This is a genomic window from Formosa sp. Hel1_31_208 (assembly GCF_900104785.1).
Taxonomy (GTDB): Bacteria; Bacteroidota; Bacteroidia; order Flavobacteriales; family Flavobacteriaceae; genus Psychroserpens.
Genome location: NZ_LT629733.1, coordinates 1,746,389 through 1,760,049, shown reverse-complemented (window position 1 = coordinate 1,760,049; position 13,661 = coordinate 1,746,389). Strand labels below are relative to the sequence as shown.

The window sequence follows — 13,661 nt, the reverse complement described above, 5'->3', positions numbered from 1 at the left end:
ATAAAAAAAAACCCTTTCAAATTGAAAGGGTTTTTAGTTTCATTTTTTTATCGTGTCATCGATACTGTACCAGTACAAGTTTCTCCAAGTCGAGTACAATCTGACCCTATAACATCATTACGGCTACTTTGAGAAGTTCCTGTAAATGTATTTGTAGCGTTATCATAAGTTAGAGTCAAGGAGTTCATGGCTGTTTGAAAATTAACACCATCACATGCCGGTGAGAAAAAATCTTGATAACTTAAATTTATAGTTAAAATACTATTTTCAAAAGTAAAACTATTTGATAAATAATTTCCATTAGAATCATCAGGAAAGACTACGGTATAATTATTATTTAGTGTTAAAGGTTCACCAGATCCATTATCTGTAAAAGTATCACCATTAGAAACAACGCAATTGGAATTTCCAGAAAAAGACCATCCTCCAAAAATATTAGTATAGGTCTCAACGTAAGTAAACGGGCCGTCAACTTCTTGTAATACTAATTTAAAAGGTGTCAATTCTAAAATTGTAATGAATGAGGTATCTCCTTCTGCTGTTTCGGTAATGATGTTACCATTAACTTCATAGTTACTTGGTATTTCATCAGAGGACTCGCATTCATCACCAAAAAATTCTGTAGAAAATAGTTGTGTTTCATTAAATTCTAAAGTGATATTACAATTTTCAGGATTAAATATATTTACTGAATTTTCTGTCTCTCCAGTGAGATACCATGTTTTTCCAGTAAGCAAACTTGGGTCAACTTCTACATCATCTTCAATTGTAGCAGAAGCAAAAGCTACACAACCATTATCGTCGACGGCAATAACGTAATACGTTCCATCTTCAGAAACCGTAATATCGTCACAACATGAGCCCGTATCTATCTCTCCTGTAGACCAATAAAAATCATAATCTAAAGAATCACCATTGACAATCGCCACTAATAAATTACCTGGATCGACTCCAATGATGACTTCTAAATCTGAGTCTTCGCATGGACTTTCGGTAACATCGACTACTTCAGAACAAATAAAATCTGTATAAGGAATCGAACAAAAATTTTCTTCGTTGTTTGCTCGTCTTTCAGATTCACATGAGTTAGTCCATTGACATTCAGAAAAATTTCCTCCAGAATTAATCTGCTCTCCAACAGTAGTTGTTATAGTTGCTGATCCTGCTAACGCCATAATAGCAATTATAGCAACTGCACCAATAAAAAGAGCCCCCAAATTTAAACTTGATCTATTTGTGCTGGTATCATTGCCATAAAAAAGAAGTTTTTCAATGATATTTTTACTTGTATTAAGAGCATCTGACGCTAACAAATCATCATCAGAATTCAAAAAATTACCAAAATCGCTTAACGATGTTCCACTTGCAATTTCTTGAACTCCGTCTTCATTTCCAAAATACACATTGCCAGTAGCTTCATCTTCTAAAACAAAAACTTTATTGGATATTACTCCAGTTATAGGGTCTTGTTGATACACGGAATTAATTATTCCATTTTGATCAAATGAAATTACATTAGATAAACCGGATCCATCATCTCCTACTAGTTTTGATAACTTAAATATATTTCCACTGATATCAGTATTTAAATAAGAGGTAACCTGACGGTTACTATCTGTATCCAAATACGTTGTTCTAGGAACTACTGAACTGGGTACAAGATTATCTCCAAATCTAATAAATTGGATATTAATAGGGTCGGTGGATTGTGAATCGCCACTATCATCGTCAGAACAGGAAAATGCAACTGTAATTAAACTAAATAATAAATAGAAACGGAAAAAACTCTTCATGATTAAATTGTTGGTTAATAGACCTGTAAAAGTAGTGTTATGGTGAACCTTAAAAAATACCCATTAGTGGGTATATTTAACATCTTACAATCTAATCGTTTAGAGTGCTATAGTTTCCTATTCTATATTTTCGCCATGCTGCGAAATATCAAGACCTCTTAGTTCTTGGTCTTCTCTTACGCGCAGTGGAATAGCAATATCAACGATTTTTAGAAGCAGTAAACTCCCGAAGAAGGTAAATATAGCGACACCTACCAACGCAATCATATGATGCGTAAATGTCGTTGTCTCTCCATATATCAATCCGACATCTTTTGCCAAAACACCAGTAAGTATCATCCCAACAATACCGCCAACACCATGACTCGGAAACACCTCCAAGGTATCGTCTATTTGTGATTTTTTATTCAATTGTATGGCGATATTGCTCACAATAGCAGCTACAAACCCGATAAAAACACTTTGCCCAATGGTCACAAAACCTGCAGCAGGAGTGATCGCAACCAATCCAACAATAGCTCCAATGCACGCACCTAATGATGACATTTTTCGGTTATGGAATCGCTCAAAAAACAACCACGTAATCATACTTGTTGCCGACGCCACATTAGTATTAGAAAAGGCAATAACCGCGTCGGTATTCGCCCCAAGAGCAGAACCTGAATTAAATCCGAACCAACCAAACCACAACAAACCTGTTCCTAAGATTACAAACGGAATATTTGCAGGTTTTTCTATAGTATGTCGTCGTTTACCAAGATACATTGCTGCCGCCAAAGCTGCCATACCAGCAGACATATGCACAACGGTTCCTCCTGCAAAATCAAGAACATCCCAATTTCGCAACAAACCATCTGGATGCCATGTCATGTGAGCCAAGGGAGAATAAATAAAGATGGAAAATAGAACCATAAATAAAATATAACTCCTAAACCGTATACGCTCTGCAAAACTACCTGTAATTAGAGCGGGTGTAATGATTGCAAATTTCAGCTGAAACAAGGCAAACAAAAGAAATGGTATTGTTCCTGCAAAGTCTGGGTTTGGTGATACAGATACATCCTTAAAACAGAAGAAAGTCATTGGATTACCAATGATTCCATACAGACTATCTCCAAAGGCTAAACTAAATCCTACAATGACCCATAATATACTAATGACACCGAGCGCTACAAAACTTTGAAGCATGGTAGATATCACACTTTTTTTATTTACCATCCCTCCGTAAAAAAAGGCCAAACCAGGTGTCATAAGAAACACCAAAGCAGTAGCTACAATCATCCAAGCTGTATCTCCTGAATCTATACTAGCTACATTTTCTAAAATTTGATATTCTGTACCACAAAACAGGACTAATAAAACGAGTACTGCTAAGACGATGAAGTTTAATTTTTTACCCATAATGATCTTATTATCATCCAAAAATATGAAATGAAATGAATAAAGTTTTTAGATTATTAAATTCCAGACAAGTTTTGTGATTATCATAATTATAGGTCTTGTTTTTTATTAAAATCATAATTTATGAGATTCAAATACCGTCTTAGTAATTCTGTTTGCTCTTTAGAACTTTAATCGTTTTTTAAATTTTGACATCTAAATATTTTCTATTTTTGAAATTAATAAAATCACGTTGAATTTTTTGAGTTTTAGACTTTTCATTTTTGCTATAGCGCTTTCACTTTGTGGACCCTCAATGGATGCACAAATTTTAGACACGACTAAACCTGCTGATTCAGCTGGAATTTGGCAATTGCTTAAATATGATGCGCGTTACACCATTAAAGGTGTCGGACATTCATTAACCAGACCTCTTCATTGGAAAGGCGATGATTTTGCGAAATTGGGTATTCTTGTTGGAGGAACAGCACTTTTGAGCTTTGCAGACAACCCGATTAGAGCGTTTTCTCAAAACAACGCCAGTTCCTTTCCAAAAGGTATTAGAGATTTTGGATGGTATTTTGGGAGTCCTCAAAACTATTTTATGGCAAATGCCGGACTTTACAGTTTTGGGTTATTCACCAAAAACGAAAAAATAAGAAAAACAAGTGTCTTAATTATATCCTCTTCAATTACAACAGGACTATTGCAAACACTTGGGAAAAACGCTATAGGTCGTGCACGTCCTAATTCTGGCCGTGATCATCTGGAATTTTCTTCATTTGCAAATGATCCAGGCTTTAGATCATTTCCATCAGGACATACTGTTTTATCCATAACCATGGCACATTCTATTGCCAAGCAGTTTGATAATACTTGGGTTAAAGTTGGTATTTATACCGTTGGAGCTATTGCGCCTATTTCGCGACTTATTGATGATGCCCATTGGATTACCGATGTTGCTTTTAGCACTGCACTCAGTATTATTGTAGTTGACTGTATTGATAACTTCCTTTTTGATGAGGAAGCTTATGACTATACAAAGAAAAAGAAACAAATTTCCTGGAACCTGCGTTTCAGTAGCAATCAAATTGGTATTGTTGGCACTTTTTAAATTGCTTAAAGCACTGTAAATGCTATCTGTTAAACTATTGCAAATATTGGAACTGCTTTGCTGTTAAGATTTAAATAATACTTAATTTTAACATTCAATTTTAAATTAAAATAAACATGGCAATAGTAACTTTAGGTGGTGACACTGTGCATACATCTGGAACATTACCTGCAGTAGGGACCGACGCTCCAGATTTCAAATTAACAGCAACAGATTTATCTGCAAAATCTTTAAACGATTACGCTGGGCATCAATTAGTATTAAACGTATTTCCAAGTGTTGATACAGGCACATGTGCTCAATCTATGAGAACATTTAATAAGGCGGCAAGCAGCTTAGATAATACCAAAGTACTATGTATTTCTAGAGATTTACCATTTGCTATGGCGCGTTTTTGTGGTGCTGAAGGTTTAGATAATGTGGAAAGTCTATCTGATTTTAGAGATGGTAATTTCGGAAGCTCTTATGGTCTGGATTTCACAGATGGTGCTTTTCAAGCCTTATTATCTCGATGTGTCATTGTTATAAACTCTCACGGAAAAGTCATTTATACAGAACAGGTCTCAGAGATTGCTGATGAGCCTAACTACGAGGCGGCTTTAAATGCTTTACAATAGAATCAAAGTGGTGCTACCATAATGTCAAAAAAAGAATCATTTGTCGTTAATAGACTTAAAAGCATAGGTTATGCATTTAAAGGCGCACTATTTTTAATAAGAACCGAATCCAGCATAAAAACACAGATGTTTTGCGCGATAGCGGTCACTATTGCTGGATTCTATTTTGACATTACTCAAACCGAATGGTTAATTCAAATTGCATTTATTGGATTAGTTATGAGTATGGAAGGCATGAATACGGCTATCGAATATATCTCAGACTTTATCCATCCAGAAAGACATGAAACTATAGGACGTATAAAAGATATTGCCGCTGGCGCTGTCTTTATTGCTGCATTTTGTGCATTTGTGGCCGCGATGATTATTTATTTACCGAAGCTGTTTTAAATACTATAAGGTTAGGATAAACGTTAGTAATTTGTATTTTTGTTTGATACTAATAAACCTTTAATGGCGAAGAAAAAAACGAAATCTAAAAGCAAAGCTAAAACCACGCCTAAATTTAAAAAACCAAGTTTTAAATTATCAAGTCAGCAAAAACTGATTTTTGGTAGTTTATTAATTATTCTCGGGGTTTTAATGTTTATTGCTTTTTTATCATTTTTCTTTACTGGTAAAGCAGATCAGAGTACAATTTCAGAATTAGCGTCTCGTGACATTGAAGCACAAAACTGGCTCAATAAACTGGGTGCCTGGGTGAGTGATTTATTCATTAACAAAGGTTTTGGAGTCTCGTCCTTTATTTTTTCGGGCTTATTGTTTCTATCTGGCATCTATATCACTTTAGATATTAATAAAGCACGTCTACGACGCCATTGGATTTGGGGAACCCTTATTGTTATTTGGCTTTCAGTATTCTTCGGTTTCTTTTCACACAAGTTTGATGCCCTAGGCGGTACTATCGGTTTTGAACTGAACAGTTTCTTTCAGGATTATATTGGTAAAATAGGTACTATTCTCTTACTTGTTTTCGTGTTGATTACCTATTTAGCGATTAGATTTGGAATTAATGGCGACTCTTTTGTGAAATTATTTAATCGCGCTAAAAGTGATCTTAAAAGCGAGATGGAATCCACTACAGAAAAAGATCAAAATTTTACCGTGGATAATGATTTATCTGCGGAAGCCGACGCTATTAAATCGGCTTTTGATCTCAAAATTGAAGATACCAAACCCGCAGAAACAAAAATCTCAACATCACCATCAGATAAAAAAACAACCCTTGAACCTCAATTAAAAGTTGAAGTTTCAGAAGAACCAAAACAAGAGTCTAATTTAGACATTGAAATAGAGGCTGTTGAAGAAGAAGTGTCAGAAACGAATAATCTATCTGATAAATTAGTGGAAGACTTTGGTCAATTTGACCCAACGTTGGAATTGAGTAAATTTCAGTTCCCACCACTTGATTTATTGAAAAAATATGATACAGAAGGTATAACAATCAATCAAGAAGAACTTGAAGAAAATAAAAATCGAATTGTAGAAACTTTAAATAACTACAAGATAGGAATTGCTAGTATCAAAGCCACAATTGGTCCGACAGTCACTCTCTACGAGATTGTTCCTGATGCTGGTGTTCGTATTTCGAAAATCAAAAACCTAGAAGATGATATTGCTTTATCCTTATCTGCTTTAGGTATTCGTATAATTGCTCCCATTCCAGGGAAAGGGACCATTGGTATTGAAGTGCCTAATAAAAATGCTACCATTGTATCCATGCGTTCTGTTATCGCATCTCAGAAATTTCAGAAATCTGAAATGGAACTACCCATTGCTTTTGGTAAAACCATTAGTAATGAAACTTTCGTGGTTGATCTTGCTAAAATGCCTCATATGTTGATGGCCGGTGCAACTGGTCAAGGTAAATCGGTTGGATTAAATGCGGTACTTACCTCATTACTCTATAAAAAACATCCAGCAGAAGTTAAGTTTGTTTTAGTCGATCCTAAAAAAGTAGAATTGACGTTATTCAATAAAATAGAACGTCATTATTTAGCTAAGCTTCCTGATAGTGAAGAAGCCATTATTACCGATAATACCAAAGTAATAAATACATTGAATTCCCTTTGTATTGAAATGGACAATCGTTATGAGATGCTAAAAAATGCCCTGTGTCGTAACATCAAAGAATACAACACTAAGTTTAAAGCTAGAAAATTAAATCCTAATGATGGCCATCATTTCTTGCCTTATATTGTATTAGTGGTAGATGAGTTTGCCGACTTGATTATGACTGCAGGAAAAGAAGTAGAAACACCTATTGCTAGATTAGCACAATTAGCTCGTGCTATTGGTATTCATTTAATTATTGCCACTCAGCGACCTTCCGTTAATGTAATTACCGGTATTATTAAAGCCAATTTCCCTGCACGTATAGCTTTTAGAGTAACTTCAAAAATTGATTCTCGTACTATTTTGGATGGCTCAGGTGCAGACCAATTAATTGGTAGAGGTGACATGCTATACACCCAAGGCAATGACATAACGCGAATTCAATGTGCATTTGTTGACACGCCTGAAGTAGAAAAAATTACAGAATTTATCGGCGGACAAAAAGCGTATCCGGAAGCCTATTTACTTCCTGAGTATGTCGGTGAAGAAAGTGGCACAAGTCTTGATAATAATATAGATGACAGAGATAAGTTGTTTAGAGAAGCTGCCGAAATTATTGTAACGGCGCAACAAGGTTCTGCTTCTTTATTACAACGAAAACTAAAACTTGGTTACAATAGAGCTGGTCGTTTAATTGATCAATTAGAAGCCGCAGGTATAGTAGGTGGTTTTGAAGGCAGTAAAGCGCGTCAGGTACTAGTTCCAGATTTAGTGGCTCTAGATGAATTATTAGCAAACGAAATTTAATTAATTATTACATTCCGAAAAATCGGAAAAATTAAAAAAAGTGATGAAACAAATAATTGTGATATTAGTATTTTTAATGAGTAGTGCAGGATTTTCTCAAAATTCAAAAAAAGCAGAAGCCTTACTCAATGAGGTTTATGATAAAGTGAATTCATATGACAACATAGCTATAGATTTTAAATACGTGCTTGAAAATCAGAGTGAGAATATCAAACAGGAAACACGAGGTGATGTGACCATGCAAGGTGAAAAATACCTATTAAATATACTTGGTTACACCCGGTTATTTGATGGTAAAAAATTATATACAATTAACCCTGAGGATGAAGAAGTCACAATTTCTTCGGATAATGCTGAAGATGAAAACACAATCACGCCAAGTAAAATGATGTCTTTTTATAAAGATGGCTATACCTATGCTATGGATATTATTCAAGATGTTAAAGGTCGTAAGATTCAATTCGTGAAATTATATCCAATTGATACAAATTCTGAAATCAAAGAAGTATTTCTAGGTATTGATGCAAAAACTAAACATATTTACCGACTTATTGAAATAGGTGAAAACGGCACAAAAACAACACTAACTGTTAATTCTTTTAAAACTAACGAACCAATATCGAAAACCTTATTTACTTTTGATGCAGACAAGTACAAAGATTATTACATCAATAAACTAGATTAGGTTAAGCCTTCCGTTTTATGAAAATACTAGATAGGTATATACTTACGACCTACCTAAAAACATTTTTGAGCGTGTTTATTATACTCATGTTCATTTTTGTTTTACAGGCGATCTGGTTATATATTGGTGACCTCGCAGGTAAAGATTTAGATACTTTTATCATTGTTAAATTACTGCTGTATCTCACGCCTACCCTTATTCCGTTAATTTTACCGCTTACCATATTGGTGGTATCTATTATGGTATTTGGTCAATTTGCAGAGAACTATGAATTTGCCGCTATGAAATCTACAGGCATTTCATTGCAGCGTGCAATGAAAAGCTTGAGTGTCTTTATCGTTTTACTCGGAATTATCACCTTCTTTTTTTCAAATAATGTTATTCCGTGGGCCAACTACAACGTTTATAATCTCAGAAAAAATATTGCGCAGGTAAAACCAGCTTTGGCCATTGCTAAAGGACAGTTTAACGAAATAGGCACCTATAATATTAAGGTAGAGGACAAAACTGGTGAAAATGGCCAATTTCTAAAGAATGTGGTTATTCACAAAAAAGCGGCAAGTAATTCGAAAAATCGCACTGTTATCATTTCCGAGAGTGGTGAATTAAAGAGCAGTGAAAACTCAAATATCTTGCAGCTCGTTCTTTATAATGGACATTATTACGAAGAAATTTTCAGTAGAAAACCTAGTCAGACCAAGAAGAAGCCTTATGCGAAGAGTTACTTTGAAGAGTACACCATAAATGTAGATCTGGAAGGGCTCAATGACGTTGATATTGACGATAAAAGTTATGATAATCGCTATAATATGCTTGATGTAAATGCTTTAAATTTCACCATAGACAGCTTATATAAACAAAAGTCAGAACGTTTAAAAACATTTTCAAACACTTTATATAATAGGACGAGTGCAGCCAAACTAAACGATAATATTTCACCCAAACAAGATTCTATTTTTAAAGGTGACGATTTAATTTCAATTTTTAATAATCGTACCAAGGTACAATTATTGAATCTAGCACAAAATACTATTAATAGTACTAAACAAATTATTAGTACGAACAAACAAAACTTCACAGTACAAACCAAATGGCGTAATAAGCACGTACAATCGTTGCATGACAAATACGTTCTAGGCTTGGCCTGTATTATCCTGTTTTTTGTTGGAGCACCTTTAGGAGCACTCATTAGAAAGGGCGGTATCGGATTACCTCTTGTTATTGCGATTCTTCTATTCTTAACCTATCATTTTATTGGCATTTTTGCTAAAAACAGCTCATTAGATGATTCGGTTAATCCAATTGCAGCCACTTGGTTATCAACAATAATCATGTTGCCATTGAGCATATATCTCACACGTCGTGCAACTAAAGACAGACCATTATTTGAATCTGAAGGCCTATTAGAGCCCATGAAAAAACTGTTTGGTATTAAAAGCAAAACGCTCTCTTATGACAGAAGCTTATTAGATGTAAACTCCGAGGCCTACCAAACTCTAAACAGTTATGATAATGATAAACTTATCGATGTATTAAAGCACTACAGAGAATACGATTACAGTATTGAATACAAAAATTCATCACTAGCACTATTAAATGCTAGAGGTATCACAGAACAACAATTAAAATTTGCGGGCAACCTCACAGATCATAGTTATGAAGAGTCTATTCGATTAAAGTACTTATATGAAGAAAACTCAAAGCTTGCTTTTGTATTATATGCCTTATCACTACTGCTAATACTCCCAGGTGCAGTTCTACGAAATAACGGCTTCCCTACAACTGGTAGTGTGCTGTTTTTTGCGGGAATTGGTTTGGGTGTTATATATCTCTTTGCATTAATCAAATCGTTCATTGATCACGCTAATTTATACAAACAATTAGAGAAGAACAGTGTGTCTAATGCGTTAGTTTTTGTGTTATTCGGTTTACCCCTTTATGCTTTTATCTATTTCTACCAAAAGAAAAAAATTAAAGAAGATTTAAAATTAAGTGCTGTTAAAAAGCAGACGATTGTACCTAATGCATCTCAAATTACTAATATTAAAGGGTATTCAGACCAATTAAAGGATTACAAAGCCTATTCTAAATTCGCCTTAATTTTCTATTGCATTGGTGTTGTTCTATTTGTGCTTTATTTAGTTTTTAAAAACAATAAGCTTCCGGCCGCAGAATCTGCATCGATTGAGCTTTCAGCCGTATCAGGATTTTTATTTATGATTTATACAGTCATCACAAGTATACATTATAACAGTCTCCAAAAGTTGACCGAACAACATAACATGTCGAAACATATGTTGTGGACGGTTCTTAGTATCGTGTTTTATCCGGTAGTCTATTTTTTAAGACGTAATAAAATCAACAAAGACGTTTCAGCATAGAAAAAATAAGCTATATCTTTGCAATTCTAAACACAACACCATGACCAGTAATACCGTACAACAGGCAACCAACACCCAATTAAATACTATTGAAGAGGCTATTGCCGATATCAAACAAGGAAAGGTGATTATTGTAGTTGATGATGAAAACAGAGAAAATGAAGGTGATTTTCTAGCAGCTTCTAGTAAGATTACCCCTGAAACTATAAATTTTATGGCGACTCATGGTCGCGGACTTATCTGTGCGCCATTAACGGAAAAGAGGTGTAAGGAACTTGAGCTTAATATGATGGTTAACAATAATACAGATCCATTGGAAACTGCGTTTACTGTATCTGTTGATTTAAGAGGCAATGGTGTAACTACAGGAATATCTGCAAGTGATAGAGCCAAAACGGTACAAGCACTTATTGATCCAAATACTAAACCCTTTGAATTAGCACGCCCTGGACATATTTTTCCACTTGTCGCAAAAGAAGGCGGTGTGTTACGACGAACAGGTCATACTGAAGCGGCTATTGATTTTGCAAAACTTGCTGGTTTAGAACCTGCCGGAGTTATTGTTGAAATCATGAATGCAGATGGCACTATGGCGAGGCTTCCTCAACTTATGGAAGTTGCTAAAAAGTTCGATTTGAAAATTGTTTCTATTGAAGACTTAGTGGCTTATAGAATGGAACATGATTCTTTAATTGAGAAGAAGGAAGACTTTGATATTGAAACGCGCTTTGGCAAATTTAGATTGCGTGCCTATCAACAAACGACGAACAACCAAATTCATATTGCATTAACGAAAGGGACCTGGTCTAAAAATGAGCATGTATTAACTAGAGTAAATGCAACCTTAGTAAATAATGATATCTTGGGAACATTGACTAATAACGCAGACGAGAAGTTAGATGACATGTTCAAAGTTATCAATACCGAAGGTAAAGGTGCTATTGTTTTTATCAATCAACAGGCGCAATCTATGAATTTATTGAATCGTCTAAGTATTTTAAAAGACACTCAAGTTGAAGGCGAAATCACTAAAGCTCCGAGTATCGGGATGGATTCTAAAGATTTTGGAATAGGTGCTCAAATTCTTCATGATTTAAACATTCATAAACTAAAACTCATCTCTAACAGCCAACAAACCAAACGCGTTGGTATGATTGGTTACGGCTTAGAGATCGTAGATTACGCTAGTTACTAGATTGCCGCTTTAATAAGGGAAGCCATCTTAAATGCCCTTTCTCTAACCTCAGCTTCTGTCCAAGACAATTTCACCAAGCAAGAAATGTTACGTCCAATAAAGTGATCAGATTGAGGAAATCGTTTGTTTTGCAACTCTGTCAGAGCAGTTTTAATGGCTTTAGATAAGGGATATAAAGATTTTTGCTCTTTAAGATGATCCCATTTTCTAATATAATGCCAGTTATTATCATAGTAGTGAAAACAGGTATCGACACCATTTGTTTTAAAAGCTTCGGAGACCGATCTAGCTACTTCCAAATCGGGTAAAAAGAAATTCAAAAACGCATAACTCTCTTCTCCACCTTTAGGAACTCTTCTGAAGGTTACCCCTGGGATTCTGGCAATAGCTTCACGAAGTATGGTATAGTTCTTCTTCTGAATCGCAATAAATTCGGGTAAGCGTCTAACTTGCGCTAAACCAACTGCCGCATTCAATTCTGAAATTCTAAAATTATAGCCTAAAAACGGATGCGTTTCAGCGCCTCTATCGTTGCCAACATGGTCATGACCATGGTCACTGTAATGATCTGCATTTTGGTAAAACGCCTCGTTATTGGTAATCACTGCTCCTCCTTCACCACAAGTAATGGTTTTTACAAAATCGAATGAAAAACAACCAAGATCACCAATACTTCCTAATGGTTTGCCCTCATATGTGCCACCAATAGCCTGGCAAGCATCTTCAACGAAAAGTAAATTGTGTTTTGAACAAATAGCCTGTAGCGCATTTAAATCGCCCATACTACCGCACATTTGAACAATCATGACGGCCTTGGTCTTTACGGTAATAGCAGCTTCAACAGCTTCGGGATCTAGCGTTAATGTGTCATCAATATCAACCAATACAGGAATAGCTCCCAACATTAAAATGGCTTCAAAACTAGCCACAAATGTAAAAGTTGGCATGATAACCTCATCACCTGCTCCTACGCCTGCCGATGCTAATGCTACCGAAACAGCAGCAGTACCACTCGAAACGAGTTGCACATGATTAGTGTTAAAGGTATCTGATAATTCGGCTTCAAGCTCTTTGGCCTTCCAATGACCTTTGCGCATGCCATCAAAACCATAGCGCATTAAAACACCATTATCTAAAACATCATTAACTTCTTTGCGTTCGAGGTCACCAAACAATTCGAATCCTGGCATTTATAGTTTAAATTTTAGAATTAATAAAAGATAGGAAAGCTGCAATATTTTCAGAGTTTATAATAACCAAAGGCTTACCGATAGTTCTACTATATTTATCAACCAGCGCTAATCCAGGAGCCGTACGTTTTTTGGTATAATGAATTCCTAATCTGACATTATAAGATTGTTGATCTGAAATATCAACTTTTAAAGGAATAACTTTTGAACTTAGTTTTTTATAATCATCTGATAAGAAAAATAGGTCTTTTAAAAGTGTCATGGCTTCAGAACCTTCATTATTAACCACAAAAGCCAATATAGGCTTACCCTGTGCTTCAGACATTTTTAAAGCTTCTTTATAATCTGTAATCCAAGTCGTTTGATCTTGGGCCGACACTTGAAATGTTACAGCAAATAGGAAGATGAAAATCAGTTTTTTCATTGTAAAAATAAATCAGTGCG

The 13,661-nt window shown here is 35.1% G+C and carries 11 protein-coding genes; 7 read left to right on the top strand and 4 right to left on the bottom strand.

Annotated features, from left to right (window positions below; all coding sequences use genetic code 11):
* Positions 1-47 precede the first annotated feature (47 nt).
* Entirely contained in the window at positions 48-1,793 is a 1,746-nt protein-coding gene (locus BLT57_RS08020) for a lipocalin family protein (RefSeq protein WP_091424637.1), read from the bottom strand.
* Positions 1,794-1,910: 117 nt separating this feature from the next.
* Positions 1,911-3,194 carry an ammonium transporter gene (locus BLT57_RS08015; RefSeq protein WP_091424635.1) on the bottom strand — a complete coding sequence of 428 codons (1,284 nt, stop codon included), beginning with the start codon at positions 3,192-3,194 and terminating at the stop codon, positions 1,911-1,913.
* A 241-nt stretch (positions 3,195-3,435) separates the two neighbouring features.
* Here BLT57_RS08015 and BLT57_RS08010 point away from each other — a divergent pair, with 241 nt between their 5' ends.
* The 7 genes from BLT57_RS08010 to ribB all read left to right on the top strand — a co-directional run bounded on the left by BLT57_RS08010 (position 3,436) and on the right by ribB (position 12,027).
* Complete coding sequence (locus BLT57_RS08010) at positions 3,436-4,287, top strand: phosphatase PAP2 family protein (protein WP_157717147.1); 852 nt, start codon at positions 3,436-3,438, stop codon at positions 4,285-4,287.
* A 116-nt stretch (positions 4,288-4,403) separates the two neighbouring features.
* Positions 4,404-4,904 (top strand): thiol peroxidase, encoded by a 501-nt coding sequence (gene tpx / locus BLT57_RS08005; protein ID WP_091424631.1) that lies wholly within the window; start codon positions 4,404-4,406, stop codon positions 4,902-4,904.
* 21 nt (positions 4,905-4,925) lie between these two features.
* Complete coding sequence (locus tag BLT57_RS08000) at positions 4,926-5,294, top strand: diacylglycerol kinase (protein ID WP_091424629.1); 369 nt, start codon at positions 4,926-4,928, stop codon at positions 5,292-5,294.
* Positions 5,295-5,357: 63 nt separating this feature from the next.
* Positions 5,358-7,766: a DNA translocase FtsK gene (locus BLT57_RS07995; protein WP_091424626.1), complete on the top strand. Its 2,409-nt coding sequence runs from the start codon at positions 5,358-5,360 to the stop codon at positions 7,764-7,766.
* Positions 7,767-7,809: 43 nt separating this feature from the next.
* Entirely contained in the window at positions 7,810-8,451 is a 642-nt protein-coding gene (locus BLT57_RS07990) for an outer membrane lipoprotein carrier protein LolA (protein ID WP_091424623.1), read from the top strand.
* Positions 8,452-8,468: 17 nt separating this feature from the next.
* Positions 8,469-10,832: an LptF/LptG family permease gene (locus BLT57_RS07985; RefSeq protein WP_091424621.1), complete on the top strand. Its 2,364-nt coding sequence runs from the start codon at positions 8,469-8,471 to the stop codon at positions 10,830-10,832.
* A 40-nt stretch (positions 10,833-10,872) separates the two neighbouring features.
* Positions 10,873-12,027 (top strand): 3,4-dihydroxy-2-butanone-4-phosphate synthase, encoded by a 1,155-nt coding sequence (ribB, locus tag BLT57_RS07980; RefSeq protein ID WP_091424618.1) that lies wholly within the window; start codon positions 10,873-10,875, stop codon positions 12,025-12,027.
* Here ribB and BLT57_RS07975 read toward each other — a convergent pair.
* Complete coding sequence (locus BLT57_RS07975; protein WP_091424616.1) at positions 12,024-13,217, bottom strand: DegT/DnrJ/EryC1/StrS aminotransferase family protein; 1,194 nt, start codon at positions 13,215-13,217, stop codon at positions 12,024-12,026. The two genes, ribB and BLT57_RS07975, sit on opposite strands and share 4 nt — an antisense overlap.
* A gap of 7 nt (positions 13,218-13,224) precedes the next feature.
* Positions 13,225-13,641, bottom strand: a complete 417-nt coding sequence (locus BLT57_RS07970) for a hypothetical protein (protein WP_091424613.1) — start codon at positions 13,639-13,641, stop codon at positions 13,225-13,227.
* Between the last annotated feature and the right edge of the window lie 20 nt (positions 13,642-13,661).

What these genes read in the sequence shown, in the direction of transcription:
- BLT57_RS08015 (WP_091424635.1), bottom strand. Translation starts at nt 3,194, where the DNA reads ATGGGTAAAAAATTAAACTTCATCGTCTTAGCAGTACTCGTTTTATTA.
- BLT57_RS08000 (WP_091424629.1), top strand. Translation starts at nt 4,926, where the DNA reads ATGTCAAAAAAAGAATCATTTGTCGTTAATAGACTTAAAAGCATAGGT.
- ribB (WP_091424618.1), top strand. Translation starts at nt 10,873, where the DNA reads ATGACCAGTAATACCGTACAACAGGCAACCAACACCCAATTAAATACT.
- tpx (WP_091424631.1), top strand. Translation starts at nt 4,404, where the DNA reads ATGGCAATAGTAACTTTAGGTGGTGACACTGTGCATACATCTGGAACA.
- BLT57_RS07990 (WP_091424623.1), top strand. Translation starts at nt 7,810, where the DNA reads ATGAAACAAATAATTGTGATATTAGTATTTTTAATGAGTAGTGCAGGA.
- BLT57_RS08020 (WP_091424637.1), bottom strand. Translation starts at nt 1,793, where the DNA reads ATGAAGAGTTTTTTCCGTTTCTATTTATTATTTAGTTTAATTACAGTT.
- BLT57_RS07975 (WP_091424616.1), bottom strand. Translation starts at nt 13,217, where the DNA reads ATGCCAGGATTCGAATTGTTTGGTGACCTCGAACGCAAAGAAGTTAAT.
- BLT57_RS07995 (WP_091424626.1), top strand. Translation starts at nt 5,358, where the DNA reads ATGGCGAAGAAAAAAACGAAATCTAAAAGCAAAGCTAAAACCACGCCT.
- BLT57_RS07970 (WP_091424613.1), bottom strand. Translation starts at nt 13,641, where the DNA reads ATGAAAAAACTGATTTTCATCTTCCTATTTGCTGTAACATTTCAAGTG.
- BLT57_RS07985 (WP_091424621.1), top strand. Translation starts at nt 8,469, where the DNA reads ATGAAAATACTAGATAGGTATATACTTACGACCTACCTAAAAACATTT.